The 26,551-nt window shown below is 68.1% G+C and carries 20 protein-coding genes; 8 read left to right on the forward strand and 12 right to left on the reverse strand.

Annotated elements, in window-relative coordinates; translation table 11 throughout:
- Positions 1 to 105: 105 nt before the first annotated feature.
- From MFF56_RS06145 to MFF56_RS06180, 8 genes are all read right to left on the reverse strand, one after another.
- Positions 106 to 474 carry a hypothetical protein gene (locus tag MFF56_RS06145; protein ID WP_238229726.1) on the reverse strand — a complete coding sequence of 123 codons (369 nt, stop codon included), beginning with the start codon at positions 472 to 474 and terminating at the stop codon, positions 106 to 108.
- A gap of 92 nt (positions 475 to 566) precedes the next feature.
- Positions 567 to 2,000, reverse strand: a complete 1,434-nt coding sequence (locus MFF56_RS06150) for an exopolysaccharide biosynthesis polyprenyl glycosylphosphotransferase (protein WP_238229727.1) — start codon at positions 1,998 to 2,000, stop codon at positions 567 to 569.
- Positions 1,991 to 2,908 (reverse strand): glycosyltransferase family 2 protein, encoded by a 918-nt coding sequence (locus MFF56_RS06155; RefSeq protein WP_238229728.1) that lies wholly within the window; start codon positions 2,906 to 2,908, stop codon positions 1,991 to 1,993. The genes MFF56_RS06150 and MFF56_RS06155 overlap by 10 nt, the downstream gene beginning before the upstream one ends.
- A gap of 39 nt (positions 2,909 to 2,947) precedes the next feature.
- Entirely contained in the window at positions 2,948 to 3,496 is a 549-nt protein-coding gene (locus MFF56_RS06160; RefSeq protein WP_238229729.1) for a type 4 pilus major pilin, read from the reverse strand.
- 40 nt (positions 3,497 to 3,536) lie between these two features.
- On the reverse strand, positions 3,537 to 4,856 hold the full coding sequence (locus tag MFF56_RS06165; RefSeq protein ID WP_238229730.1) for a hypothetical protein: 1,320 nt from the start codon (positions 4,854 to 4,856) through the stop codon (positions 3,537 to 3,539).
- A complete protein-coding gene (locus MFF56_RS06170) occupies positions 4,853 to 5,731 on the reverse strand; it encodes a methyltransferase domain-containing protein (protein WP_238229731.1) in 879 nt (292 codons plus the stop codon). The genes MFF56_RS06165 and MFF56_RS06170 overlap by 4 nt, the downstream gene beginning before the upstream one ends.
- Positions 5,724 to 6,464, reverse strand: coding sequence for an HAD family hydrolase (locus MFF56_RS06175; RefSeq protein WP_238229732.1), 741 nt, complete (start codon positions 6,462 to 6,464; stop codon positions 5,724 to 5,726). Before MFF56_RS06175 ends, MFF56_RS06170 begins: the two co-directional genes overlap by 8 nt.
- Positions 6,464 to 7,378: a glycosyltransferase family 2 protein gene (locus MFF56_RS06180; RefSeq protein WP_238229733.1), complete on the reverse strand. Its 915-nt coding sequence runs from the start codon at positions 7,376 to 7,378 to the stop codon at positions 6,464 to 6,466. Before MFF56_RS06180 ends, MFF56_RS06175 begins: the two co-directional genes overlap by 1 nt.
- A gap of 202 nt (positions 7,379 to 7,580) precedes the next feature.
- Here MFF56_RS06180 and MFF56_RS06185 point away from each other — a divergent pair, with 202 nt between their 5' ends.
- Together MFF56_RS06185 and MFF56_RS06190 are read left to right on the forward strand one after the other, a co-directional pair.
- Entirely contained in the window at positions 7,581 to 9,308 is a 1,728-nt protein-coding gene (locus MFF56_RS06185; RefSeq protein WP_238229734.1) for a class I SAM-dependent methyltransferase, read from the forward strand.
- Between the two features lie 169 nt (positions 9,309 to 9,477).
- The gene (locus MFF56_RS06190; RefSeq protein ID WP_238229735.1) at positions 9,478 to 14,019 is read left to right on the forward strand and encodes an nSTAND1 domain-containing NTPase; all 4,542 of its coding nucleotides are present in this window, start codon (positions 9,478 to 9,480) and stop codon (positions 14,017 to 14,019) included.
- A 59-nt stretch (positions 14,020 to 14,078) separates the two neighbouring features.
- Here MFF56_RS06190 and MFF56_RS06195 read toward each other — a convergent pair whose 3' ends face one another.
- Genes MFF56_RS06195 through MFF56_RS06210 form a run of 4 tightly spaced genes read right to left on the reverse strand, consistent with a single transcriptional unit; the run spans position 14,079 to position 19,543 of the window.
- Positions 14,079 to 15,383: an ABC transporter ATP-binding protein gene (locus MFF56_RS06195; protein WP_238229736.1), complete on the reverse strand. Its 1,305-nt coding sequence runs from the start codon at positions 15,381 to 15,383 to the stop codon at positions 14,079 to 14,081.
- Positions 15,373 to 16,230, reverse strand: coding sequence for an ABC transporter permease (locus tag MFF56_RS06200; protein ID WP_238229737.1), 858 nt, complete (start codon positions 16,228 to 16,230; stop codon positions 15,373 to 15,375). The genes MFF56_RS06195 and MFF56_RS06200 overlap by 11 nt, the downstream gene beginning before the upstream one ends.
- On the reverse strand, positions 16,227 to 17,483 hold the full coding sequence (locus tag MFF56_RS06205; RefSeq protein WP_238229738.1) for a glycosyltransferase: 1,257 nt from the start codon (positions 17,481 to 17,483) through the stop codon (positions 16,227 to 16,229). Before MFF56_RS06205 ends, MFF56_RS06200 begins: the two co-directional genes overlap by 4 nt.
- A complete protein-coding gene (locus MFF56_RS06210; RefSeq protein ID WP_238229739.1) occupies positions 17,480 to 19,543 on the reverse strand; it encodes a hypothetical protein in 2,064 nt (687 codons plus the stop codon). The genes MFF56_RS06205 and MFF56_RS06210 overlap by 4 nt, the downstream gene beginning before the upstream one ends.
- 144 nt (positions 19,544 to 19,687) lie before the next feature.
- On the opposite strand from MFF56_RS06210, the gene MFF56_RS06215 reads away from it, so the two are divergent.
- From MFF56_RS06215 to MFF56_RS06240, 6 genes are all read left to right on the forward strand, one after another.
- The gene (locus tag MFF56_RS06215) at positions 19,688 to 20,206 is read left to right on the forward strand and encodes a thermonuclease family protein (RefSeq protein ID WP_238229740.1); all 519 of its coding nucleotides are present in this window, start codon (positions 19,688 to 19,690) and stop codon (positions 20,204 to 20,206) included.
- Positions 20,203 to 21,156, forward strand: coding sequence for a hypothetical protein (locus tag MFF56_RS06220; RefSeq protein WP_238229741.1), 954 nt, complete (start codon positions 20,203 to 20,205; stop codon positions 21,154 to 21,156). Before MFF56_RS06215 ends, MFF56_RS06220 begins: the two co-directional genes overlap by 4 nt.
- Positions 21,153 to 22,178 (forward strand): hypothetical protein, encoded by a 1,026-nt coding sequence (locus MFF56_RS06225; RefSeq protein ID WP_238229742.1) that lies wholly within the window; start codon positions 21,153 to 21,155, stop codon positions 22,176 to 22,178. Before MFF56_RS06220 ends, MFF56_RS06225 begins: the two co-directional genes overlap by 4 nt.
- Before the next feature lie 190 nt (positions 22,179 to 22,368).
- Entirely contained in the window at positions 22,369 to 23,175 is an 807-nt protein-coding gene (locus MFF56_RS06230; protein ID WP_238229743.1) for a segregation and condensation protein A, read from the forward strand.
- Positions 23,172 to 23,780, forward strand: a complete 609-nt coding sequence (gene scpB / locus MFF56_RS06235) for an SMC-Scp complex subunit ScpB (protein WP_238229744.1) — start codon at positions 23,172 to 23,174, stop codon at positions 23,778 to 23,780. The genes MFF56_RS06230 and scpB overlap by 4 nt, the downstream gene beginning before the upstream one ends.
- Positions 23,781 to 25,505: 1,725 nt before the next feature.
- A complete protein-coding gene (locus tag MFF56_RS06240) occupies positions 25,506 to 26,549 on the forward strand; it encodes a hypothetical protein (protein WP_238229745.1) in 1,044 nt (347 codons plus the stop codon).
- The last annotated feature ends 2 nt before the right edge of the window (positions 26,550 to 26,551 follow it).

The raw sequence follows: 26,551 nt of genomic DNA on the forward strand, positions 1-26,551 counted from the left end.
GGGGAGGGCGGCTCCCGGAGGAGCCCGACGTCGATCGCGCCGCGGCTCCCCGATCAAGTGCCTGGACCGCGGAGTTCCGGCACCGCCGGGCGGCACGGGGACGCGTCAGCAGCCGGGGGCGGGAGCCGGCGCGACGGGCGGGACCGCGTCCGGCTCCGCAACCACGATCCCGTGCCTGCAGCGCGCCTGCCAATAGAGGTCGACGAGTTCTTCGAATTTCTCCGCGTTCGTGAGAGCTCCGGGCGCGTAACCCATGCGGCCCTCCACGTTGGAGAGAAACATCAGCATCTGGAAATAGCCGCCCGTGGGGCCGTTCGCCGGGCCGCTGAAGTCGCGTTCGTAGGCTGCCCGGACGGCGACCGCATCGTTCGGGTCGTACGTACCCCGGACGGGAACGGATCTGTCCCGCGTGGCCATGCCGCCGATCAGCATGATGTAGCCTTGCGGCTTCGGCTCCTTGAACCCGGGCTTCATCCGTTGCGCCTTCGCTGCTTACCTTGGCCCAGGAACACCGCACGGCCGCAAGCCGCAACCGCTCCGGTCGCATGCCCCGCCCGACCGGCCAGTCAGTAGGCCCCTCTGCGGGAGAGCAGGGCCGGGAGGGTCATGAACAGCACGACGAGGTCGTTCCAGAAGGACCAGTGCCGGACGTACCACGCGTCGAGGGCGACGCGCCGGGCATAGTCGACATCGTTCCGGCCGGCCACCTGCCAGAGTCCCGTGATGCCGGGCCGCACGAGCAGGTAGGCGTCGGCCTCGTCTCCGTACCGCTGGAGTTCCGCCTCGACCACGGGTCTCGGACCTACGAGGGACATGTCGCCCTTGAGCACGTTCCAGAGCTGCGGAATCTCGTCGACGGCCGACTTCCGCAGGAATCTGCCGAACCCCGTGATCCGCGGGTCGTCGCGGAGCTTCCGCTCACGGTCCCATTCGGCTCTGGCGACGGGATCCTCGGCGAGAAGGCGCCGTAGCCGCTCCTCGGCGTCGACGGTCATGCTGCGGACCTTCCACAGGCGGAAGACGCGCCCGTGACGCCCCACCCGGGACTGGGCGTAGAACGGCGCTCCGCCGTCGGCTCCGACACGGAGCGCGACGGCCGCCATCACGGGCATGACGGCGACCAGGATCACCGACGAGACCGCGACGTCGAAGGCGCGTTTGAGGATCCGCGCGGCCGGGTCTCCCAGCCCCTTGCGGTCGGTCATGAACAGCACGTCGTGGCCGAACATGATGGTCGATCGCATGGAGGAGAACCCGAGGCCCTGCACGGTGGGGCAGACGGCATAGGGGACGCCGGCGGACACGAAGGCCCTGGCCGTCGCGATACCCAGCTCCTCGTCCTCGCGCGAGAGCGCGACGACCGCGAGATCGGCCCCGCAGCCGCGCAGGATGGCGAGGGCTTCGCCGGCGGATCGGGGGCGGAGGCAGGCCACGACGCGGTATCCGAGCAGCGGCTCGCTTTCCACCGCCTGCCTCGCGCGGTGAGCGGCTTCGCCGGTGCCGACCACGAGGACCCGCACGGTGCGCACGCCCAGGACGAGAAGGGCGCGCTTCACGATGGACCGGGCGAGCAGGACGAAGGGCGCATAAAGCATCCAGCTGCTGACGATCCAGCTTCGGCTCACCTGCTCCTTGAGGGCGTAGGCGACGAAGCCCTCGACCAGCAGGGCGAGGAGGGCCGCCAGAACGAGCTCCTTCGCCTCCGACCAGAAGGGAAGGCGATCCGTGAAGTGTCCGCGCAGATGCAGCAGAACGGCGATCGCGAGGAGGAGCGGTATCGCGGTCTGGGTTCGCGCGGCCAGGGCGACGTCGAAGGCCACGAAGCCCATGCCCGTGAAGCTCGGGCTCGTCATGCTCGCGGCGAGGAACGACGTCATCCCGGCCAAGCTGGCGGCGCTGACGTCGGCGGAGGCGAGTGCGAGCGCGTGGGCCACCCTGACCGCCGGTCTGCGCCAGCGGGTGGCGCCCTGGGCGGGAAGGAAGCCGGCGCCTATCGCCACGCCACGCCCCCCATGTCGTGGATGCGCCGCATGATCCGCGGCTGCATGGGACGGCGCAGGTCCTGATTGCGGATCGCCCAGGCGACGAACTCCGCCAGCACGCGGTCGATGCGGTAGATGCCGCGGCGCATCGCGAAGCCGTTGCACAGCCACGCGGCCGCGCAGAGCAGAGCTTGGCGCGCGGGCAGGTGCATGAAGGCGATGCGGAGCTTGTTCAGGACCGACATCTCCACCTTGCGGGGCGACGGCACCCGTCCCGCGGGGTCGCGCCGGTGCTCGACCACCACCGCCGGGCGATAGACGATCCGCCAGCCGTGGGAGAGCAGGCGGTAGGACAGGTCGAACTCCTCCATCGAGTAGAAGAACTCGGGGCGGTAGGCGCCGACCTGCTCGACCGCGTCGCGACGCAGCGCATGTCCCACCCCGATGAAGCGGAAGGTGTCGATCGCACCGTCCTCGCGGAGCCGTTTGTCCGTATGGGGGAACTCCGTCGGGTCGCCGGCCCCGGTTGCGGCGTCGTAGCTGCGGAACGCGACCGCGCCGATGGCCGGATCCTCCTTGAAGGCCTCGTCGATCGCGTCCAGCGCGCCCGGAACCGCGAAGGAGGCATCGTCGTCGAGGAAGACCAGGAATCGGCCGCGCGAGTGCCGGATGCCGACGTTGCGGCCCTCGGCGACACCGAGATTGTCGGGCTGCCGCAGAAGGGTCGAGCGCTCGAAGCCTTCCAGCATCCAGATCCGGTCGAGGCCGTCGGCGTTGTTGTCGACCAGCACGAGCTCGGCGTTGCGACCCGCGAGCTGGGTTCGGAGCCCCGACAGGGTCCGTTGCAGCGCTTCGTCGCGGCGGTAGGTGACCACCACGAAGGAACAGATCGGCGGCGAGGCCGGGGCGGGGCCGAGGAAGAGCATGCACCAAGCTTCCCCGGATCCGTTCCTTCGTCAACGGCCTTATCGGAAATACCACGTGACGCTGGCCGTCGTTTCGCCCTGCGTGCCGCAGGCCGCGCTGGCGGCGGCCGGCGCGGGATACGTGGCGAAGCTGCCGCCTGTCCCGCCGGTGATGTCGATGCGGAACACGTCGCGCCCCAGATCCTTGCTCGCCATCAGCATGCAGCCGTCGCTGGGCAGGTCGTCGAGCTCGATGGAGAAGGAATCGCCGAACGCCGCGATGGTGCTGGGCGAAACGTCCATGCGCCCCTTGAACGAGTGCCTGAGCCCGGTGCCGTCCGCGTCGACCATCCGCCGGGGAACGACGTTCGATGCGGCGAGCTGGGCCGAGGTGAGCTGGCCGTACGATGCCTGCGACCTGTAGAGTTCGTAGACCGTGTTGCGCATGAACGCGATCTCGCCCACCGCCTGCTCGACCTTCTGGTTGACGGTCGTGCTGCGCAGGTAGCCGAAGATGCCGGCGATGAAGATCGCGATCAGAGCGAGCACCATCGAGATCTCGATGAGGGTGACGCCCCTCTGACGGCGACGCTGGTACCTGTTCTGCATGGTCGGGTACCCGTCGGCGAAGGAATGAAGCCGCCGAAGGTTAATGCGCCTGCGAAGGATTGACAATGCGAGGCGCCGCCGAGTCCGCGGATCTCTTCCGCCATGTCCGCAGGGCGAGCCTGCGCCGCAGCGCGGTCCGGATCCGGTCGACCATCCGCGTGCGGCCGGGCACGCTCTCGAACAGCATCCGGCCCAGGGCGAAGGCCTGCAGCGCAAGGCCCGGGCAAGGAACCGCGAGCCGGATCTGCCCCTCGCGCCAGAGGGATCGGCGGACCGACCAGAGGCGGCCTCTCGGGCCCAGCCCCCCGACCGGACTGATCACGGGCGAGGCCCCGTTCCGGCCGAAATCCCAGGACCTCGGTGCCGTCGCCAGCGCGACGACGTCGCCGGGACCGGGACGCAGGATCATGCGCGCCAGGACGCGTTCGGCCGCATCGGCCTGGGCGTCGAGGGTCGTCAAGTCGCTCGGCCGCAAGGCGGCGAGATGGTCCATGACGCCGTCGAAGAGCGCGTTGCCGCGGGCGGCGACGATGTCGCGCCAGCCGGGGACCTGGAGGTTCGCCGCGATCGAGCCGTCCTCTCCCCGCTTGAGACGGGTCACGCTCGGAAGCGCCGGCTCGAAGAGCCCTTCCACGAGATGCCAGTGCCTGAGGAGGGCGGTTGCGGGCCTGTGTCCGACGGTGCGGTCCGCCTCGAACACGAGGCCGGCCGTCCTGGGGAAGTGCGGAGCGTCCGCTCCGCTGTGGTTGGAGCGCCCAATCATGGAGCAGCTCCATTCCGCGTCCGGAAACCCCTCTTCCAGGAGCCGCATCGTTCCGCCGTAGAGGCCGGTATCGACGAGCAGCAGATGCCGGCGGCCGGCGGCGCATTCCGACAGATGCGCGGCGAACGCCCCCGCTTGGCTCGCGACCTCGATCCGGATGGCGGAGGCCAATGCCCCCTCTCCCTCGAGGAGGAGCCGGAGCCCGGATCGATCGAGGGGGGTGCGCTCAAGAACGCCGCCGCGCGCCAGATCGATCCGGTCGGGCGGAAGGAGCAGCTCGGCGGCCTCGGCGAGGGAGCGCCCCGCGCATTCCCTGAGAAGGACCTCGGTCGCGTAGGGCGTCCGCCGAAGGGTGGCCTTCGCCGCCATGAGCCTGGAGACCATGAGGTCGGCGACGTGCCCCCCCGAGCCGATTCCCAGGGCCTGGACCCCCGCCTCGTAGGCGAGGCGCAGGCGCAGTCCGCCGCGGGCGCAGAACAGCAGGGCGACCTCGTCCGAGGTTCCGGCCGCCGCCGCCTGAAGCCTGAGGTTCCGGACGAAGCGGGCGATCACCGGACCGAGGACGGTCCGGCCGGCGTCGTAGGCGGGCCCGCTCATTGGCCGACGGCGCGCAGCAGCGCCTTCGCGGCGCGGCGGACCGGTCCGGGGAGATGTCCTCCGAGACCTCCGTAGCGGTAGTCGAACTCCGGGCCGTAGGCGTGCCGCCGCGGTGGGAGGCCCGCGTCGCCGCGATAGGCTTTTACGAGTTCCGCGTGGATGTCGCCGTCACGCTCGGTATGGCCTTCCGGGGCTCGGCCCAGGCGCGCGGAGGCCCAGCTCAGCATCTCGGGGTGCACGGCGGAGAGCGGGAAGCGCAGGCCGACGTCGCGGAAGCTCTTCATCGCCTCGCTGTCGCGGCGCACGTACAGCACCGCGTTCTGCCGGTACCAGAAGGAGACCCTGCGGTCGTCCCAAAGTCGGCTGCGGAAGAGGTCGACGATCTCGTAGCCTTGGGAACGGAACAGGATGGCCCAGAACTCGGGCCACGCCTCGTTCACGTGACGCGTGCCGCCCTGGTAGGGGATCGCGGCGGAGAACAGCACGACGTCGGAAAGGGCGGTCAGGCTTTCCACGAAGGCGGCGGCGTAGACATGGCTCAGGTGCTCGGCCACTTCCAGGCTGATGGCCAGGTCGAACCGCGCACCGCCGACCGCGGCGGCGAGAGCGTTCCGATCGACGATGTCGACGCTCCTGAACAGGCGGCCGTCGATCCGCAGACGGGACCGGTCGACGTACTCGCCGTCGAGGCCGAGAAGCGTGGGGACCTCCTTGTCGCGACAGGCCGCGAGCCACGTCCCCACCCCGCAGCCGACGTCGACGACGGAGGCGGGGACGTAGCGCTCGAAGAGGCAGCCGAGCATCACCTGGGCCGAGAGCGCGCTGCCGTCGGCCTGCTGGTCGTAGAAGGCTTGGTTGTAGGCTGTCTCAGGCATGGGCTGGCACTGCTCCGATGCGTCGGGCAAGCCGTCTCAGGGTTCGGACGGCGTCGACGAGAGGGCGGGGGATCCGCACCGCGGCGATGCCGCGGGAGCGGGGGACGACGAAGTCGGCGACGCGGCAATCGCCCGCGTGCAGGACCTCGGCCGCGGACACGCCTTCGGCGGCGAGCACCAGCGGGAAGAGATCGCCCTGGCGCTTGCTCGCGCCGTGGTCCGAGCTGGCGTAGACGCGTTCGACGCAGTCGGCGACGCCCGCGGCCTCGAGCAGGCGCAGGATGGCTTCCGAGGAGAGGTACATGTCGCTCACGGCGACGACGCGGACGCCGCTGCGGCGGCACTCCCTGAGCAGATCAGCCAGAGGCCGGTTCGGGCGTAGATCCCTCGTCTCCTGCTCGATCTCGACCCTCTCGAGGAGCGACGTCCAAGCGAGGTCGAGGCCTAGTGCGAGACACTGGAGCGCGAGCATCTCCGCGTGGCGCCCCTCGGCACCCGTGCGAGCCGCTTTCCGGTAGACGGCATGCGACGCGGCGATCCGGGTCGCCGCGGCAGCGGCGCCCGAGACCGACACGCCTTCGGCCGCGAACGCGACCTCAATCGCGGCCCCCAGGCGGCGGATGCGATCCTCTTCGTGATCTGCTCCCCGTAAGAGAAGCGTGTCGAAGCAATCGATGGTGACGAGCCGGGGACGCTGGCGGCGGACGGCGCGACGCAGCTTCGCGACCGACATCAGGCCGCGCCCGCTACCCGGCGCAGCTTGTGGGCCAGCCGCTTCGCGACGCCCCGCGCCGCGGACAGCGGGTACAGCGTCCTGTTCAGCGAGATCTGACGTCGACCGGCGGCCACAAGATGTCCCAGGCCGACGGTCCCCGTCGCGAGATCGCGGCGCAGCAGGCGGTTGCGTACCACGGCGTCCCACTGGACGTGCCGGTCTACACCGCCGGAGACGCTGTTGCCGTACCCACCCTTCTCGTCGGGACGCCAGTGGTAGTTCGCCAGCGGTCTGTCCACGACCCCGATGTCGTAGCGGGCGAGAAACCGCAGGTTGAATTCCCAGTCGCCGAGGACCGGAAGGCTGGCGTCGTATGGGCCGACGCAGTCGTAGGCGGCGCGGCGGTACAGGAAGCAGATGGGCGGGAAAGGGTTCTCCTCTGCGACTTCCGAGAGATGGACCGAGCGCAGGCCGGGGTTGAATGGCCGGCGGCGGATCTCGGTGACCCCGCACGTATGAAGACGCTCGTCCACGCGCACGGTCCCCGTCACGACGCCGCCCCATTGCGGATCCGCCGCGTCCAGAAAGGCGACCGTCGCCGTCAGGAATCCGGGATCCCAGCTGTCGTCGTCGTCGTGGATGGCGACGTAATCGGACATCACGGCGCCGATGCCGGCGTTGGAGGCGGCTTCCATCCCGAGCGAAACGGGGTGGTGGATCACCGTCACGGCGATCCCGTCTTCCCGCGCCCTGCGCACGACGCGATCCACCGGATCGCAGGCTCCGCCGTCGTTGACGACGATCCAGTGGAATTCCGTGAAAGACTGGCTCGCCACGGAGCGGAGAGCCCGCTCGAGAAGAACGGCTCGATCCTTCGTGCGCGTGACGACGGCGACTCGGGGGCGATGCGGGATATCGAGAAGTGAGAGCATGAAGCGACGTTCCTTCGTTCCTTCGTCCGGGTCAAGCGGGGGCGGTGGTCTAGCATGAAAAACCTGAAGGAATGGACGCCTCCGACGGACGAGCGCGACCTCATGCGCTCGGGAAGTTGCAACGGGAGCGAGGTTGCCACTTGCGATGGCCGAAGGAATGATTAACGTTTGCGATCTCCGTTCGGCGACACGACATCCATCCGTGCCTAGCGAAAGAATCAGCCTCGGTCGCGAGCATTGGCTGGCCGTCCTGGCGACGGTGGGACCCTGCCGCCTCGCCGGCCCTCCGCTCGATGACTTCCTCGATGCAGCCCGCGATTGCGCATGCATCATGTCCGACGGGAGGGATGTCGACCTCTACGTCGCAGTCGACGCCATCCCCGAAGCAGCTCTGCACGCCCGTAGGATCGTCTATGTATCGACCACGCCGATAACGGCCGGGGTCGGCGACGAGACCCTTCTTCGGTGCTGCTTCCGACGTGCGGTCGACGACGTGGAAACAGACGATCTGTACGCCGGAAACACCCCCCTCCGCATTCGGAAATACGAGCGTGACGTCGGACGCGTCGGTCGCTGCGTGTCCAGGCGTGCGGGCCGTCTCGCCTCCGCAGCGATGCGTCGCCACATGTCGGCCGCACGCCAAATCAAGTTCGGCGACGTCGTCCTCGACCTTGCGGGTGGTTGCGGCTTCCGCGGCCTGATGCTGGCCGCGACGACGCCCGCGGCCTCGGTCGTCACGCTGCTGAGAGATCGTCGGGTCGGCGAGGCGAGGAAGCGGTTCGGAGTTGCGGGCGCCGACCGCATCGCATTCCGGGATCTCGCCGATCTGGACGCGAGCTTGGCGAGGGGGCGCTTCGACTGCATCCTCTGCCGGCACCGTCAGATTCGGCCGGATGTGCTCGATGCGGTCGCGCCAAGCGGTCGACTCATCGTGTTCGGGCGTTCCGCAGCTCCGCTCCCAGGTTTTCGCCGCGACGCGGATCCCTGGCCCGGCGTGGAAGTCTGGATGCGCTGTCCTCTGGCCGCGGCGGGGGAGCCGGTGGAGGACCGCTACTTTCTCAGCGCTCGTCCCGGTACGCCGGGTTCTCTCGATCCGTCCAGGATGCACGAGAATCCGGCCATAGCCTCGGCTTTGATCACGGCCCCCTCTCGGTTGCGTTGCGCGAACGCGTTGACGGCGCTTGCGCTCGACGTCGCCGGTTCGAGCGGAAAGGGATCGAAGGACGAGTTCTCCGCTCTCGTGGTTCTCGGCTATCGGCTACTCGACGGCATGGATGTCATCGTTGAAGACGAGTGGCTCCGCAGGGCAGCCGATGCGCGTGCCCACGCAGGATCCGACGCGCCCTATCTGCGCTGGAAGACATCGCTGGATTTCGTAGAAGCCGGCCTGCACGAGGCCCGGGGACGGATGCGGGCGGCCTGCGACCTCTACCGACGTGTCGCCGCCGCGGATGCAACGGAATTCCATCCCTCGTTGCTGACCAAGACTGCCGAAGCGGCCATACGCGCCGCCCGCATCGAGATGGCATTCGGCGATGCCGAGGGGGCGAGATCGCTCCTGCGAAGGGCGGTCACCACCACGCGCGCGACCCTCGGATCCGATCCGTCGCAGATCATCGGGGAAGAAGGAGCATTCACGGATTTCTACATGCTGGAAGCGGCGGCAACCCTCCAGATGGCCGCCTATGCCGCTCTGGCGCTGAACTTGGACCGCCGTTCGGGCGAAGAAGCCCTGAGACGCTTCCTCGCGACGCCACCCAAGCCCAGGATGATCTTCGGCGGCCCCGTGCCTCCTCCGCCTGCCGGCTCCCCGTCGCGCCCCGATGCGGCCCGTAGGATTGCCGCCCGCCTGAAGAGAGGACTGGAGTCGCTCTACCTCATGCGGCCGCCCGAAGTGGTGTCGGGTTTCGTGATGCTACCGTTCGACTAAGGCGCCCGGACGCTGCTGCATCGCCATTCCGTCCTCCCGCGCGGCGTCGTGTCCAGGTGCAAGCGATCAAGCCTAACGAAATCGGCACGGCCCCCGTGCGCACCACAAGCTGCCTTGCAAGGCCAAGCTCCGCTCGCATAGAAAAGGCATGCGCTGGGGGATACGTTAGATGGCAGATCAGGCTGATCGCAGCGGCCAGAAAGTCCTCGTAGTCATCCCCACTACGGCAGGTCCCATCCGCGTAGTGAGTCTGAGGACCATAGGCAGCAAGGGCCGCTCGGCCGTCCTGCTGGACGGCACCACGACGCAGGCCAACATTTCGAACAGCTACAACGACTTCATCAAGTCACCTACGGGATTGATCAATAGGCTCTTCGATCTACCCGATACGCCGACATATAGGCTCGACATCTCGGACCGCATCGAATCCGGGTCCAGCTGGAACCTTGCGGTACTCGCAGCGCACGCCCTCAAGGCCGCATCTCGTGGCTTGGCGTCCGCGATCCACGAGGCCACGCACCTCGTCTGGGCCACCGGCAGCATCAACGCCGTACACCTCTCGATCGAGCCGGTCGCCCACATCTCCGAGAAGCTGCGCAAGTCGGCAGCGCTCTTCGAGGCCGCGCGCGCGGCGGGCCTGGAAGTCGACGTGTTTCTGCCCATCGGGACCGAGGAGGACCTCGACGGCGACGTGGCAGCCAGCCTGCGCTCGCTCCGGATCCAACCCGCTTTCGTAGGCCGGGTCGACGACCTTCTCGCGAAGCTGGGCCTGCCGGCGCTGCCCCGTGCGGCCACAGACGAACCCGGCAACCTGGGACGCTGGACGGGAAATCCCTACCGGGGACTCGAGCCCTACCTTCGGGAGCACAGCGCCGTCTTCTTCGGTCGCGGAAAAGCGCGCGAGGAAGCCGGCGAGCTCATACGCATCGCCCACGCCCGAGAACGGCCGTTCCTGCTCGTCCACGGTCCAAGCGGGGCGGGCAAGTCGTCCTTCGTGCAGGCCGGCTTGGTCGGCGACCTCGAGGCTAGTCTCGGGGCCGAGGCGAAACTTGCCGTCGCGATCATCACCCCGTCCGGGGCGACGTCGCCGGCGGCCGCCGTAGCCGCCGCGCTGGTCGACATGGATCGGCAGCACCAAACCCATGCCGACCCCGGCGGACCTGCGGAAGAAACCGCGCCGCCTCGGCAGCGCGGAGGCCGGCCGGCCCGCCTGCTCGTGGTCGATCAGCTCGAGGAGCTGTTCGCTCCGTCCATAAGCCAGGCCGAGCGCGTCGCGTTCGCCGACATGATCGAGAAGATCGTGCGCTCCGGATCTACGTATGTCGTCGCGACGATCCGGTCCGACGCGCTCGGGTCGCTGGATCAGGCTCCGGCACTGGCGCGCCTCGCGCGGGACGAGCGTCTATACCGCCTGGAGCGTCCGAATAGGCGGGAACTGGTCGAGATCATAGCCAGCCCTGCCGCTCTGGCAGGCTACGCGTTCCCGGACAGCGGTATGCCGGACGAGCTCGTCGAGACGGCGCTGGCGTCTTCCGACAGCCTCCCGCTGCTGCAGGCCGTGCTGTTCCGCCTGTTCGAGTTGTCGGGCGAAGCCAAGCGCATCACGGCGCGCGATCTCGAGCGCCTGGGGGGCTTCGAGGGCGTGGTGGGGCGTTGGGCCGACGAAGTCGCTGCGGAGCTCGTCGCAGGCGGCGCAAGCGACGCCGCCCTGGACCGTGTTCTCGTATCCCTCGTGCGGACCGACCGCGACACCGGACGCCCGCACGCACGCACGGTCGTCTACAGGCCGGAGTCCGAGGAGGGCTCGATCCTCCGAAATCTGGCGAAAGGCAGGCTCGTGGGCCTCTTCGTCAGCACGGCCGGACCGCAGGCCCGCCTAGCGCACGAGGTTCTCACCACTCACTGGGAGCGGCTTGCAGGCCTCGTGCGGCAGCTGACGACCGCGATGACGCTACGCGACGAGCTGGAGGCGCGCGCGGGCGTCTGGGAGGACCGCGGACGGGACGAGGCCGAACTGCTGCGTGGGACAAGTCGGATCGAAGCCGCCATGCAGCTGAAGACCGACCGGTTGGTACACTTGGAGGACCGCGAGGTCGATTTCATCGAGATGTCCGCCGCCAACGCGGAGAAACAGGAAGCCGAACGGAAAAGATCCCGGGCCGTCCGCATATCGGCGGTGGCCGCTGCCGTCATCGCCATCGCCGGTGCCGGGATCCTCTACAACGAGAATCGGGCTGCCGCACGCCGCAATGCCGAAATCCAGGCAGCCACGAACGAGACTCTCCGGCTCAAGGATCTGAACCTCAGCAATGCCGCACGGCGCAATGCGGAGATACAGGCGGCCACCGATGCGACGTTCGCCCAGGACCTGCTGAGCAGGGGCGACCTGACTGGCGCCAGGGAAATGGCGAGGAAAAGCCTCTTCGTGTCCGACAGCGAAACTTTGGTTCCAAAGTCATATAACGTATTATACCACTTGGACTACCTTTCGAGCTACTACGACATCGCCCTTCAGCACTCCGGACTCAAGTTCCAAACGTGGAGACTTAGCGACGGCACCTTCGTCACGATCACCGACATGCGTCTTTCGATCTGGTCCCCCGAACGAGGGATTCTGTCCGTCCGTGATGTCATAGGAGAAGATCCTAAAGTTGCCGCGGATGGCTCGGCCATTTTCATCGGAAGCCCATTTGGGTCTTACAAGTACCAGCTTCAAACGAAAAAATGGACCAAGTTCGAAATCGCGCCCGCCTCCTCGGAAGATATTGATATCTCCTCGTTTGCTGCGATCGACAAGCAAATCCTGATAGGGTGCGCCGAGGAGAAGATCTATAAACTTCAGTTGACCGCGACTGGAGCCTCCAAGATCGTGCACGAAGCTCCGCTCGACGATGTGGAGTGCAGCCACGTGCATGCGCTACCGGGTGGGAGGGTCTTCGTTCGGGACCTCAGGGGCGCAACGGAATACGACCCAGATACCCTGCAGCCGATCGGGCACTACGTTTCGAGCGGCAACGAGGGGTCGCCGCCGGCCCTTGCAGGCAACCTGATCGTGATGGAAGATTATTTGCTGCGTCCGGCGTTGTACGGGAAAGCCGATCCCAACCCCATATATCAAGCCAAGAGTCGGGCAGATGTATCGCCGAGCGGCCGTTATGTTGTCTATAGAGTAAAGAATAGCCAGTCTGACAATTCTAATGGACTGACGTATGAGATCTACGAGACGTCCGGCTCCAATAACGTCGCCAGATTCACATGCGCTTGCACTGTCCGCGGGTTCAGCTCCAAGGATGAGGTTGTCACGTCCGGAGACCGGACGCTCTCACTTGTCAATCCGAACTCCGGGGAACGGACTGCTCTGGGTTCGTTGCCATCGGAAATCGAGCAAGCCGTCGTGCTGCCGGGCAACGGGGCCGTGCTGGCATTCGGCCGCATGGGGGCCGCCCGATACCTGAGCCTCGCCTCCAGGAATACCGGCGTCGCCCGCATCTCCACCGGAAACCCGAACATGCGTAGACTTGCGTATCTCGGCGCCTCGAAGATCCTGACGGCATCGGCTCCAGTCAGGGCCGATGTCCTGCAATCCGAGAAGATCACGCTGAAGGCTTTCGACCGGGTGAACGGGGCGTACCGGGAGACTTGGTCTCTCGACACCGTCTACCCCGACTTCGCCGACCTGCGACGTCTGTCCCCCGACAGGGTGGTCCTGTCCTACCAGGACCGATCGTTCCAAAGCCACATCGCTCTGGTGCAGGTTGGCAAAGGCATCGTCAAAGAGGAGGTTGCCCTCTCGAAGCCTCATGTAGATGCGGATACGAACGAGGTCGTCTATGAGACGACGGATGGCCTGCGTGCAATCTCGGCCGGGCATCCCGACGGCCGCGTCCTCTTCGAGGTCGACCGATCCCGCATGTTGGCTTGGTCGGCGAACGGCAGCGTCGTTGTGGGCGTCAACGGCGAGCGTATCGTCTCGATGGATCTGAGATCTCCAGACGGCGCGCGGACGGCCGTTTCGAAGAACCAACCCGTGCATGTCTGCCGCAGCTCCAATCGCGTGTGGACGATCGAATGGGTCCCCAAGGAGGATCACGAGAAACCTCTGTTCACTCTCTGGAGACGGGACGCCGCGCTCGGCGACGCCACCAAGATGGTCGATCTCGCGTCGACGGACGAAGACGATCCCTTGAGCTTGAAGAACTTGGCCTTGAGCATCGAGGATCCTCACGACCAGAAGGCGAAGCGGTTCACCTGTAGCGATGCAGGCGCTTTCTGGACGGAGGCCGGGACCACCCCCATCGCCATCTTCGAGGAAGGCTCCGCTCGGACGAGCTCTGCCTCGGCAGATGAGCGGGTCTTCGCCTCCGAGGATGGAACGGTTCTGGACGCCGGCGAGGACGGCAGGATCAAGCTCTACGCCGGGGACACGGCCATGCCTTCGTTCGTGGTTCCGTCGGGCAACAGCTCAGTCAGCTCGTTGGTCTACAACAAGCCTCGCAACATGATCGTTGCCGGCTTCGAAAACGGACGGATCAAGGCTTGGGAGGTGGGCGGCTCCATCGAGCCGTTCCTGGACATGTCGACCGTCTTCGCGAAGATCCGACAAGTGGCCGTCAACGACGACGGCACCGAGATCGCAGCCATTGGAACCAACGGTCCAACCTATGCGTGGCCGCTGCCATATCCGAGGCACTTGGCAGGCGCCGGCCGATGAGGTCGAACCCGGATCTCCGACGCTGACGGCTCGGGGCGCCGCTACGCGACCTCGCGCGCTCATGCGCAAACCGAACGTCGATGCATCTCTCGACGAGGCGGCATCAGCACGCCGACGCCGGAATGCAGGACGTCGACCTCGACGTCGCACGGGACGTCGATCAGGTGCCGGCCGCGTCCTCGGGCCGGGACCTCCATGAAGAGGCGCCCGTCGATCGTGTCGATCGGCAGATGGGGTCCGGTGTGGCATCCGTCCGAAATCGACAGGGCGAGCGGATAGAGGTCGCCGCGCAGAGGCATCGGGATGCGGAAGACCGCGTGGAAGCGGTCTCCCGCGCGCAGCGGGCCGATGCGACGGCCTTCGGACGAAGTCCCGGTCCCGTACAGGGGCAGCCCGCGGATGTCCTTGACCGCCAGCGAGAGATCGGGATCGCGCACGTCGTCCCGTACGACGGCGTCCACGCCGAGTTCGACATGCCCCTCCCTGGCCTCGAGCCTAGCCGAGACCAAGCGTACGGCGGTTGGGCGGTCGGAAGCGTCCAAGCCGCCCAGATCGACCGTATCGCCAGGTCGAAGGACGAGACCGTCCCCTGCCGTGGCTGCTCGGTCCGGAGCCGGCGGCGGCGTGTCGTGGCGCGTGCCCGCGACGTAGTCGGCGACGACCGCCTGTACCGCGCCCTGGGAGCGCAGGTGGCCCTTCTCGATCCAGACGGCGCGGTCGCAGAAGCTGCCGACGCTGGCGAGATCGTGCGAGACGAAGAGGATCGTCGCTCCGGCTTGCTTGAGTTCGCGCAGGCGGGCGTAGCATCGGCCCTGGAAAACGCGGTCGCCGACCGCCAGGGCTTCGTCGATGATGAACACGTCGGGACTTGCGGAGGCGGCCGTAGCGAAGGCCAGCCGGACGTACATCCCCGAGGAGTACGTGCGGACGGGCCGGTCGATGAATTCCCCGATGCCCGCGAACTCGACGATGCGCGGCAGCAGGGCTTCGGCCTCGGCCTCCGTGCAGCCGAGCAGCCGCGCGCTGAGGAGGGCGTTCTCGCGGCCGGTGAAGTCGGGAGCGAACCCGGCGCCCAACTCCAACAGGGCTGCGACCCGCCCCCTCACCGAGACCTGTCCCTCGCTCGGGCGCATGGTGCCCGCCACGATCTGCAGCAGAGTCGACTTGCCGGATCCGTTGGTGCCCAGAATGCCGACGCATTCGCCCCTGGCCACGCTGAAGGACACGTCGTGGAGGGCTTGGTGCAGCCGCTGTCGTCGGACGAGGCCCAGGCTGAGCAGTTCCAGGATCTGGTCGCCCGAGGAGCGGTACGTCCTGAACTGCTTTGAGACGCCGGCGATCTCCACCGCGTTGTCAGGCGACATCGGCGAAGCCTCCCTTGAGACGGCGGAAGATCTGGAGCCCGGCGGCCGCGAAGAGCCACGCGCAGGCGAGATAGAGACCGAGGAAAAGCGGGTCTGGAGCCCGCCCTGCGACCAGCACGGAGCGCAGCGTTTCGAAACCGTAGGCGAGGGGATTGGCCAGCATGAGGCCCTTGAGGCCGGCCGGCACGGCGGCGATCGGGTAGACCACCGGCGTGACGAACATGAGCAGCGGGACCGAGAAGCCGACGACCTGCTTGAGGTCGCGGACGTAGGCTCCGACGGCAGCCAGGATCAGGGCGGTTCCCACGGCTATGAAGAGAAGGGGCAGCACGGCCGCCGGCAACAGGATCCACGTCCACGGCGGCACGCCGACGACCAGGACGTAGGCGCAGCAGAACAGGACGAGCGAGAAGGCCGCGCCGGCCATCGAACTCCCGATGTACGACCCTATCAGGATCTCAATCGGGAAGGGGACGCGCTTCACGAGCGACGCTTGATCGTGGACGAGGGAGACGGAGCGGTAGGCGATCTCGGCGAAGGCCTGCCACATCACGACGGCCGACCAGATCGACAGGGCCGCGACAGGCGCGCCGCCGGCGCCCACGTCGAAGCGGACCTGAAGGATGCCCACGAAGACGAGGGTGTAGGCCGCCATGGACGCCAGCGGCATGCCCACGAACCACGCGAGTCCGAGCAGGGACCCTCGATATCGAGCGGCCAGATCGCGACGCACCATGGCGCCGAGCAGGCTCCGGTGGGTCCAGGGAAGGGCGAACAGAGCCCAGGGAGCGGCATGCCCTTCCCCGGGACCCGAGGCCGTTCGGATCGAGATCTCCGAGGTCGTCATGCGGGCGTGCCTCCGATCTCCGACAGGAAGCATCTGCGGACGTCGTGCCTGAGGTGGAGACGGGCGGCGTAGCCCCAGCCGCCGCGGGCGACCGAGGCGAGCCGATGCGTCTCGTGGCCGGCGAAGCGGATCAGGGCGGAGGCGAGGTCCTCCACGCGATCGCGGACCACGATCTCGCTCTCGGAGACCGCGGCCAAGCCCTCGATACCCAATGAGGTGGTCAGGACCGGAACCGAGTGCGCCATGGCGTCGAGCACCTTCGTCTTCACGCCGGTTCCGCTTCTGACGGGTGCCAGGAGGACGGCGTCTTCCGTGAAAAGGCTCGCGAGATTGGGCATGAAGCCGAGCCTGCGGACGTGGCGCAGGCCGAGGTCGCGCGTGACCGCGCCGGCCGCCTCGAACACGATCGGCAGGCCGGGCGCGCTCTCGGTCAGGATGCGTGCGACGCGGTCGATTTCGAAGAGCGACTCCGCGTTCGGGCCGTAGCTGTCGCCTCCCAGGAAGACGACCCTCAGGCCCTTCCCGTAGTCGCGGGTCCGGAACGGCATCTCGTCGACGGCGGGCGGGTGGGCGGAGATCGGACGTCCTATCCGGGCCCGCAGGTGGTCGGCCTCGAGCGGCGAGACCACCATCGTGGCGTCGAAGCCTTTCGGAGCCTCGCGCTCGCGGACCCGCATGCGCCGTTCCTCGATGCCGAGCAGCGCCTTCGGCACCACGTCCGCGGCGATGCGGACCGCCTTGGGCAGGCGCTCGCCGAAGGCCCCGAGGACGTTGCCGGTCCCGGTCTCCCGCATCCGCGCGTAACGAAGCGAGAGCACGTCGTCCATGTCGAGGACGAGGCGGCCACGCGGCTTGCGCGGTAGCTTCTCGACGAACTGCGCCATGCGCAGCATGTCGACCACGATCGTGTCGGGATCGAAGTCGTCGATGGTGCGCGAAACGGTGTCGTGGGCCGTGCGCGAGCCGAAGAAGGCATCCTGCAGCGGGCGCCCGCCCGAGACGGCGAGGTTGACCGCGGCCTCGGGCAGCCTCGGCATCGGCAGGAGATGGTGCTCGAGGTCCGGCAGCGGACAGGTCGAGGCGGCGGCCTCCCGGCGGCCCGCGTAGAGAAGGACGATCTTCCAGCCGCCCTCGGCCGCGAAACGGAGCGACTGGTCGATCATGCGCTGCCGCCCGGTGGAGACGGGCCAGGGCCAGCGCGTCGCCACGTAGAGCAGGCGCTTGGCTGGCTCGGGGGGGGGCGTCTGGGTCATCGGCTGGCCGCCTGCATGGCGCGCTCGACGGAGGCGCGCGAGATCGGGACGATGTTGGCGATGCCCTGCGCGAGGGCGTCGCGCAGGTGCCGGTCCTGGGCGGTCCGGTCGCCCTCGGCCTCGGCCTTGCGCGACAGGATCCACGCCTTCACGGGGTCGCCGTCGCGCATCGCGGAGGCGAGGCGGCCGGCGATCTCGGGCATCTTCGGATCCCGCTGCGCGATGAGCCACGAGACGTAGGGGACTGCGACCTCGGTCCGCCCCGGGGCCACCGACCAGAGGCGCGCGAGGTCGGCTTCCCAGTAGACGACGTCGGGCTTCATCGACTGCAGCCAGATCGGGTCGTTGCCGGCGGCCGTGAAGATGCGGGGCCGCAGTTCCAGGGAGGCGGCGAGAACCGACGCGCTCGGCTTCCGGCCCGCGAGCGTCCGCATGATGCAGGCGAAGTTGATCGCGTTGCCGCGTCGGTCGTCCGCGTACTCCTTCGTCTTCTCGGCGGAGCCGGCGCGCTCGGTCTGCTCGACGAAGCGGCGGAACAGGCCCGTGTTGATCTCCCGTTCGGGGAGGAGGGGACCGACGACGGTGGTGCACGGCGGAGCACGGAAGAAGGAGAGGGGGGCGAACCAGCGCTCCTCCTGCTGCGCCTTGCCGAAGCCGAGCAGGAGGGCGGAGCAGAAGAGGATGCCGACGGCCGGGACCGCGAAGGCCGGGGCCAGCGCCGGCGCCGGAAGGCGACGCGTGGAAGCAGGAGGACGGCCGAGGCCGACGCTTGCGACCGCCAGTGCCAGGAACGGGCCCATGATGGCGAGGAGGAACCAGAGCGAGCCCGCGACGAGGAGCGTCGCCGACAGGATGCCCGCGGCGGCGAGCGAGCGTCGGCGGGCGCAGAGCACCGGGGCCAGGAAGGCGAGAAGCGTCAGCAGCGCACCCGGCAATCCCAGCGCGAGTGCGGACTCGGCCAGAAGATTGTGGCTGTGGAAGTCCGCGTTGGCGTTGAAGTCCAGGAATGTGAGGGAGGCGGTCTCCGGCCCCCACCGGAAGCGGCGGCCCGGCACGCTGCGTCCGTCCTCCGCGATCACCTCCTGCAGGGATCCCCAACCCCGGCCTGCGGCGAGCGCGAGGGGACGGGCCGCCAGATTGCGGGCTACGAGATCGAACACGACGCCGCGGGACCAGAGGGTGCCGTAGGGCTTGCCCTCGATCGAGACGTGGTCGAGCGGGTTCTCCGAAGGGATCGGGCTCGCGGACGTCTCCCGGATGCTGGAGACCGCGAGCTTTTCCAGAACCGGCGGAAGCAGCGCGACCGCTATGGTGCCGCTGAGCGCCGCCAGGGCCAGGCCGGCCACGAGGGCGACGCGGGGCTTCGTCGGGATCCGGTTCCGAAGCACGATCCAGGCGACGTAGGCCATGGCCGAGAGGCCGACGGTCAGCATGATGGAGCGGTTGCCGAAGCCGAGGATCGCGATCGCCGCCGTCACGGCGGCTGCCGCGACGGAGCCTCGCGTACGCATCGCCAGGAGCGGCACCGCGGCGAGAAGGCCGAGGATGGCGACCCACTCCTTGAAATCGTAGGGGATCCAGCGCGGCTCCGGTGCGGACCAGTTCAGGGCGTAGAGGCCGAACACGCAGAGAGCTGCGGCCGCGGCCGCGCAGGCGAGCACGGTGCGCCCCACGCCCCGGCCCGCCACCGCGAAGGCGGCGGCGAGGACGCCGGTGGAGATCCACCAGAGGGCGCCGACGCCGTGCTTCAGAAGCCCGAACAGCGTCCGGACCGGATCGTCGTGGAGCGGCGAGAGCGCGAGGGACAGGACCCCGACGCCGACCAGCAGCAGCACCGGAGCCGAGAAGGCCGCGTCGCGCACGGCGCGCTCGCCCGAGAGCGCCAGAAGGGCCATCAGGAGGGCGGCGAGGCCGGCCGCTCCGTGGACGGCGACCGTCGCGGTCTCGACCTGCCGCCACTGCCCCAGATCGACGAAGGGGAGCGTCAGGACGAACGCGAAGGGGGAGGCTGCGCAGACCGCGAGGAGAGCGTTGAGCAGTGCGGGTCTGAGGAGGGACAAATCGGCGGTTCCGGAAGGAATGGGAGGCCAGCTCCTTCCGAGTTACGCCAGCCCCGGTAGCGTGGCAAGCATCCGTCGAAGGAATGGGAGAAGGCTGCGGATCGTGTTAAGGCGACCTTAGAGGCTCGACCCCAGGATGGCGCCATGAAGGAACGAATGACCATGCGCCTCGCCACGATCGCCCTCCTCGCCGCTTGCGCGACCGCCCCCGCTGCGGCGTACGACGACGTTCCCGACGAGATCGCCGGCAGGGCCAGCGTGATCGACGGCGACACCATCGAGATCCGCGGGGTCCGCATCCGGATCGGCGGCATCGACGCGCCGGAATCCGATCAGACCTGCAGCCGCGCCGAGGGCGTGTATCTGTGCGGGAACCTCTCAGCCGCGCATCTCGATCGGCTGCTGGCGGGGCGCACCGTCGTCTGCCGGGGCCACGACAGATCGTACGACCGGATCGTGGCAGCCTGCACTGTGGCCGGCGTCGACGTGGGATCCGCGCAGGTCTCGGCGGGCTGGGCCCTCGACTACGTCCGCTACTCGAAGGGACGCTACGCCGCCGCCGAGGCGGAAGCCCGGCGGGCGAAGGCCGGCATCTGGCAGGGAGAGTTCGTGGAACCCGAAGCTTGGCGGCGAGCCCGCAAGTCCGAGCGGCGGAGCCGATGATCCAGGAGGGGCTCGCCCACGGACTCTGCAGGATCGAAGAGATCGACGGGGTGCCGACCCCGACCCTCGCGGATGTTCCGGCAGGCGTGCCCGTTCCCGGCGGCACGTCCGGCCTCGTCCTCCACGTCTTCGAGCACGCCGCCGAGGCCGCCGCCTTCGCGGCAGGCTCGGCTCTCCATCCGGGCGGCACGGTTCGCGCGATCCAGGGCGTCGCCGGAGCCGAGCGGGTCGTCCTCGTGTGGCCCTGGGCCGACTCGGCGGGTGCCGACGTGCGCGATGGCGTAGGCCTGACCGATCACGGAGGTGCCGAAGTCCAGCGGGCCCACGCCATCTGGCGGCGCCTCGCGGTCGCCGTGCCCGCTCCGTTCACCTTCGGGATCGCGTCGGGCGGATCGGCGGAACTGGTCCTGGGCCCACGCAGGTTCGCCCTGGACGTCTCCCACGGCGAGGTCGTCGCGAGGACGGACTACGCGGCCAACGACAAACGCGTGTCCACGGCGATAGCCTGCGACTGGACGACGAGCGCGCTCGACTTTCTTGCGAAGGACCGTGCGCTCCGGATCAACTTCGATCCGGAGCGGTTCTTCGCCCTGCTTCCCCGCTTGGTCAGGGTGGATGAACTCCTCGCCGGCGAGGAGAGCCGCGACGCGGCTGCCGTCCTCAACGAACAGGTCCGCAAAGACCCCGAGCACTGCAGGGTGGTCGAACTCATGCTGACTGGATGGCGTCTGTCGTCGACGCATCATACGGCCGCGCTCGTCCCGCCGCCGGGCTCGGAGGCCCGGATGCGCCGCGTCGGCGGAGGTTTCCTGAACAGGCTGGTCGATGCCGACCTGATCCGGAAGCCGCGGCACGCCGAAGGCCGCAACGCGCTGTACGCCTTCGCGTACGAGGTCGGCAGCCTCGACGGGACGGCGGTACGCAGGCCCGATCCCCAGGGATCCCGATGATCAGAGACGTCCTGAACCGCCTCCGTCGCAACCGCATGTCGGCCACGGGCCTCAGCTTTGTCGAGGGCGAACTCGTCGACGATCCGGCACGCTTGCCGGAGCATCTCGTCGAGATCCACGTCTTCGACGACGCGAACAGGGCTCAGGCCTTCGTCGACGGCCTTCGGTACGCTTCCGCCAACGGCGTCGCCTGGACCTGGGAGCCGGGCGGGGAGGTCGGCAACCGGTGCGTCCTGACCGCACGCTTCGCGGAGGATCGGCCTCCGGGCGGGACCCTGTCCGAGACGGTCCCGGTGATCGAGCATGCCCGCAACGACTGGGACGCCCGTGACCGCGCCGAGAGGGACAGGGAGCGCCGGGTCGATCAGGAACGACGGCGAGAGGCGGAGATGCGCCTCATGCAGCCGCTCCGCGCGGCGATGGCGGAGATCGGCCTCGGCGTCGCGGAGGGAGCCCAGACCTGGGTCCGCTGCAGCGGGAGCGGATCGACGATCCAGCTCGCCGCCGACGGATGGTACGAGATCGACTGCGACGCGCATCTCAACAGGCGCGACGGCGACGATCCCCTGATGCTTCGGTACGTCGCGCATGCGGCGGAGAACGGCGTCGTCTTCGACCCCGAACAACTCGAACTCCGCTGCGCCAGGGTGTTCGCTCCGGCCGAGGCGGCCGCGGCCGCACGCCTTCTGGGAGAGGTGCAGGCGGACTTCGGTCCGATCGCGAAGGCCTACTGGCACGAACGATTCATGGAGACCATGATCGTGACGCCGCGGATACGTGCCTTCCTCGAAGGCGTGGAGCGGGGCGAGGCCTCGATCGACATCGTCCGCCGAAACCCTCAGATCCGGGCCGGCGGGGTCGTCATGAAGCGCGGCGACATCTCCCGTCTGGCGGCCGCCGGCTGGATCGACACCGACCATGCGCATTTCCCGAGCGCGGTCGGGATCACCCCAGCCGGGGTCGAGGCCATCGGGCCCCGGCCCGATCCGCATGAAACCGTTCCGCCCGCGCCGTTCCGTTGACCGCCGCCGACATCCGGTCAATGCTCCGAAGGAACGGTTCCGGATCGTTCCATGACCTTTTCCTTCATTCCTTTGCCAGCAGGGCGGCGCACGCGCTCGTCCGGGGCCGCCGGCAACCCGACGCACATGGCGCCAACCCGCTCGGCCCCCGCGGTGCGGTTCGCCTGCAGGCCGGATTAGGATCGAGGCCGTGGCAGAGGAATTCGAAGAGGACCAAGCTCCCTGGCGGGGCGACGGGCCGGCCTCGTTCCAGGTGCGCATCGACGCCTACGACGGCCCGATCGAGCTGCTGTACGAGCTCGTGAAGAAGCAGAAGCGCGACATCGCCACCGTCAGCGTCCTCGACGTCGTGGACCAGTTCGTGGATTTCGTCGCCAAGGGGCGCGACCTCAACCTGGACGTCAGGGCGGAGTGGCTCGCGCTGGCCGCCGAGCTCGTCTACCTGAAATCGTGCCGCATCATGCCTCCCGAGAATGTGGATGAGCGCCGAAAGGCCGAGGCCTCGCTTGAGGAGAAGAACCTGATGGTGCTCCGCCGGGACCTCGTGGTCCGCACGGCGGAGTTCCTCGCCGGCCGACGGCGGCTCGGACGGGACTGGTACGGACGAGGGGGTACCACCGACTTCGACGGCCCACGGGCCGTGGCGGGAGCGCGGAGCGACCAGCAGGCGCTGTTCTCCGCCTGTGCGGCGGATCTCAGACGGGCGGCGCCGCCTCTCATCCCCGCCTTCGAACCCTACGACCTCAGGCAGGTCGACGAGGCGAAGGAGCGCTTGGTGCGCCTGTTCGACCGCGCGCGCGGATGGCTGCGGCTGGAGGATGCCCTTCCGCCGCCCGCGGGCGAGAACCGGCACCGGTCCGAGACCGCAAGCCACTTCGTGGCGGCGCTGGAGCTGGTCCGGACCGGCGTCCTCGACTTCAGGCAGGACGAGCTGTTCGGGCCCTTCTGGATCCGCCCGGCCGAACCGGCGCCCGACACGACGGAGAGCGCCGCATGAGCGTGACGCCCGAACAGATCGGGACGGCCGAAGCGATCGTCTTCGTCGCGAAGCAACCGGTGACGGCGCGGGTGCTGCGGATGCATCTCCCCGACGCCGACGTCGAGGCCGTGATGGAGGAACTGCGCGCCACCTACGAAGGCCGCGGCATCTGCATCGCACAGACCGGGGGAGGGTGGACCTTCCGTACCCGGCCGGAATGCTCGCGTCTCGCCGCGGACTTCAAGGAGGGACCGCTCTCGCCGGCGGCCCTGGAGACCCTGGCGACGATCGCTCTATGGGGACCGCTCACCTTCGCCGAAATCGAACGGATCCGGGAGCGCGACGCCCGGGCGGTCGTCGTCACCCTCGCCGATCGACGCCTCATCCGGGCCGGTCCCAGGCGCGAGGGCCGGATCACCGCGATGACGTGGATGGTGGACACGCGCTTCCACGAGATGTTCGACCTTCCGGGGTCCGCGGCGCTGCCGACGTGGCAGGAGGCGCGCCGCCCCGAGGTGGCCGACCTTGCCGTCCGGACCGACGAGGAGCCTCCAGCGGATGATGCGCATGCGGAGCCTGGCGCCTCCGACCCCGAGGCGGTTCCCCTGAAGGACCCGGTCTGATCCGTTCGGCCGAGAGGATTCATGGGGCCGCCATTCCCTTCGCCCCCACGAAATCCACCGTCGGTGCCCGATCCCAGCATGCCGAGTCCTGGCGGCGGATCCGCCCCATGCAGCGCACCTCATGGGGCTGCCATTCCCGCTCGGCGGTTGTTCCTGATCGGATCGCTTCGGTAGCTCCGCGTCCAGGCGAGGCGGCCCGTCGAGCCGAGGGCCACGCCACGTGGGGCTCGGCCGGAACGCAGGGTACGCCGTGAGGTCGGGAGGGGGTCGTGGGGCTGCCGTTCCCGCCGAGGCGCAACACCGTCGGAGACTTGCTGGGCACCGCAGGCGTCACGCCTCGTCGTGGGGCCGTCATTCCCGGCCATGCCGTCGAGACCGCCCGGGATAGCGGGGTTCGCGGACGGCTGCGAGCCGGCCAAGCGGCGATTCCGAGTGTCGCCGCGGCGGCGCGCTTCATTCCCGTCGAGGGGTTGGTGGGGCCGCTATTCCCGCTGGATCCTATTGCAATCAGGGACTTGCGGGACCTGGACGGTCCCTGCCGGCCCAGGCACAGCGGGCCGGATAGGCGATCCGGATCGTACCGGACGTGCCTCGGCCCTGCTTCGTGGGGCTGCCATTCCCGCGTGACGGCCCGGAAGCTGAAGCACTTGCTCACCAGCCCCGGTGATTGAGGTGTCGTTCATCGCTCGGTTGCTGGCGCGCGCCACGGAAGGGGCCGCAGTGGATTGCTGGGGCTGCACTTCCGGCGGTAACCAACGATATCAACGACTTATACCATCTCCCTACTGGCGGGCGCTTCGGCATGCCCGGCAATCGGCCGTATCGACCCGACGGATCGCGCCAACGGCACCGCGTGCGGTCCCGGTCCTGCATCCCGTTCCTGGGGGAGCAATTCCCGTTTCCGCGCGGTCCATCCGCGGACGATGCATCGGATCCGGTCCCTGGTCCCTCGATTTCCGATTCCCTTCGGCGAGTCCAGCAACAGGCCGAACTTATCCCGGTTCCGGCTAGATCCAGGCTATCCACTGGCGAGGTTCCGCCGGTCGCCCGATCGTGGGGCCGCTGTTCCCGAACCGGATGGCGGGTTCCCGTGGCAGCTGTCAGCCTTCATGCGAGACCACGCCCGCGCCGGTATCGGTGCCGTTACGAGGTCCGGCAGGCGCGAGACGACCGCTTCGCGAGGCTTCGTGGGGCTGCGGTTCCGTCCCAAGCCGCTGAGTTCGCTGGGGTTTTCGAGTGGCTCAGGGTCGGCTTTCCCGAACCTCTCCGAGGTCGTCCCGGAGATTCGTGGGGCTGCGGTTCCGGCTCAAGCGCCTGTTCCGACAGTCATTTCCGATGGAGGCTGAGATCCGCCGACTCCTCCGGCAGCCTTGCGACCTCCGTCTCAGGGCTCCGAATTGGAGGGCAATCTGTGGATAACGTTGTCGACTATTCGTCGATTCTTTGTCGATTCAAGAGTCTACGAAACGGGTTCAACGATTCCAGTGGCTTATGAGGCGCTCGTGGGGCCGACGCTCCGGTTCATGGGGCTGCGCTTCCGGATCCTGGGGCCGCGGTTCCCGGTCGTGGGGCTGGTCTTCCACCGGTAGCGGCAGGTTGTCCACAAATCCACAGCGGCATGTCGCGGCCATTCTGGAGGGTATCCGCCACATTTCGTGGGGCCGCGATTCCCGACACTTGAGGTCGCAACCCGAGTCGGTGTCTTCTCCTGCCGCCGGAGGGACCATGCAGAACCAGCTGGACGTCAATCGGAAGCTGACCGAGGCCGAGGAGAAGCGGCTCGCTCGCGACAAGCGGACGAGGCTCAACCGGCGCGGTCGCAAGGATCCCTCCGCTGTGCCTGCGCGACTGACCCGCACGTCGGCCTTCGCGCCTCGGCGGTATGGGACCGTCAACGCCAACATCGAGCGCATCTTCCACGTGCCCGGACATTCGGTCGTGCTCGTGAAGGGCGGAGAACTCGGGTCTGTCCACCGCGACATGATCTACGCTCTGTTCCGCCTGAAGAGTAAGCTCGCCAACGGCCGGGTCCGCAACCCGCTGGCTCCCGACAACGGAACGATCGACGGCATACCCACCCACATCGACGTGGTCGAGAGCGTTCTGTCCTGGCGGGATCTGCTGATCACGATGGGCAAGACGCAGCACGCGAACAACATCATGACGTTGGTCAACGTGATGGAAGAGCTCCGAAGCATCACGATGACGATCTACGACGGCGACCCCGACGAGGTCATGCGCAGGCTCGGCGCCGGCCGGGTGCCGCATGGCCGCGGTCAGATCACGGGCGTCATCGACGGCGTCGAATGGGACGGGATCAAGCTGGACAGCAAGGTCAAGGTCCGGTGGGGACGGACGGTCATGACCGCCTTCCGCACCAGAGCCTTGGTTTCGCTGAACGCCGAGGTCCAGTTCTCGCTCAAGAGCGAGTACGCGAAGAGCTTCTGGCCGTTCATCGACTCCAACCCGACGCATGTCTACATCGACGAGACCATGCTCGCTTCGTTGATCTCCTACGATCTGTTCGGAGAGGGCGACACCAACGCCAAGCGATCCCAGTTCCGCAAGGATTGCCGTCAAGCCTTCGAAGACATGGTGAAGGCCGGAGGACTGAAGCATTACACGATCGAGGAGTTGGGGAACGGACGCATGAAGATGCGTCGCTATCACTACAAGCATGCCCTGCCGACGGCTGCCGAGAAGCCTCAGATGCAGCTCGATCTCCTGGCCGCCTTGCCGACCGTCGAGGCCACCTCGGTCGCGGCCTGAAC

Origin of the sequence: Methylobacterium hispanicum (assembly GCF_022179285.1) — a bacterium.
GTDB lineage: Bacteria > Pseudomonadota > Alphaproteobacteria > Rhizobiales > Beijerinckiaceae > Methylobacterium > Methylobacterium hispanicum.

Coding starts and splice junctions, on each gene's coding strand:
- MFF56_RS06205 (WP_238229738.1), bottom strand. CDS start 17,483: ATGACCCAGACGCCCCCCCCCGAGCCAGCCAAGCGCCTGCTCTACGTG.
- MFF56_RS06175 (WP_238229732.1), bottom strand. CDS start 6,464: ATGTCGGTCGCGAAGCTGCGTCGCGCCGTCCGCCGCCAGCGTCCCCGG.
- MFF56_RS06195 (WP_238229736.1), bottom strand. CDS start 15,383: ATGTCGCCTGACAACGCGGTGGAGATCGCCGGCGTCTCAAAGCAGTTC.
- MFF56_RS06200 (WP_238229737.1), bottom strand. CDS start 16,230: ATGACGACCTCGGAGATCTCGATCCGAACGGCCTCGGGTCCCGGGGAA.
- MFF56_RS06155 (WP_238229728.1), bottom strand. CDS start 2,908: ATGCTCTTCCTCGGCCCCGCCCCGGCCTCGCCGCCGATCTGTTCCTTC.
- MFF56_RS06240 (WP_238229745.1), top strand. CDS start 25,506: ATGCAGAACCAGCTGGACGTCAATCGGAAGCTGACCGAGGCCGAGGAG.
- MFF56_RS06160 (WP_238229729.1), bottom strand. CDS start 3,496: ATGCAGAACAGGTACCAGCGTCGCCGTCAGAGGGGCGTCACCCTCATC.
- MFF56_RS06170 (WP_238229731.1), bottom strand. CDS start 5,731: ATGCCTGAGACAGCCTACAACCAAGCCTTCTACGACCAGCAGGCCGAC.
- MFF56_RS06165 (WP_238229730.1), bottom strand. CDS start 4,856: ATGAGCGGGCCCGCCTACGACGCCGGCCGGACCGTCCTCGGTCCGGTG.
- scpB (WP_238229744.1), top strand. CDS start 23,172: ATGAGCGTGACGCCCGAACAGATCGGGACGGCCGAAGCGATCGTCTTC.
- MFF56_RS06225 (WP_238229742.1), top strand. CDS start 21,153: ATGATCAGAGACGTCCTGAACCGCCTCCGTCGCAACCGCATGTCGGCC.
- MFF56_RS06145 (WP_238229726.1), bottom strand. CDS start 474: ATGAAGCCCGGGTTCAAGGAGCCGAAGCCGCAAGGCTACATCATGCTG.
- MFF56_RS06190 (WP_238229735.1), top strand. CDS start 9,478: ATGGCAGATCAGGCTGATCGCAGCGGCCAGAAAGTCCTCGTAGTCATC.
- MFF56_RS06220 (WP_238229741.1), top strand. CDS start 20,203: ATGATCCAGGAGGGGCTCGCCCACGGACTCTGCAGGATCGAAGAGATC.
- MFF56_RS06180 (WP_238229733.1), bottom strand. CDS start 7,378: ATGCTCTCACTTCTCGATATCCCGCATCGCCCCCGAGTCGCCGTCGTC.
- MFF56_RS06215 (WP_238229740.1), top strand. CDS start 19,688: ATGAAGGAACGAATGACCATGCGCCTCGCCACGATCGCCCTCCTCGCC.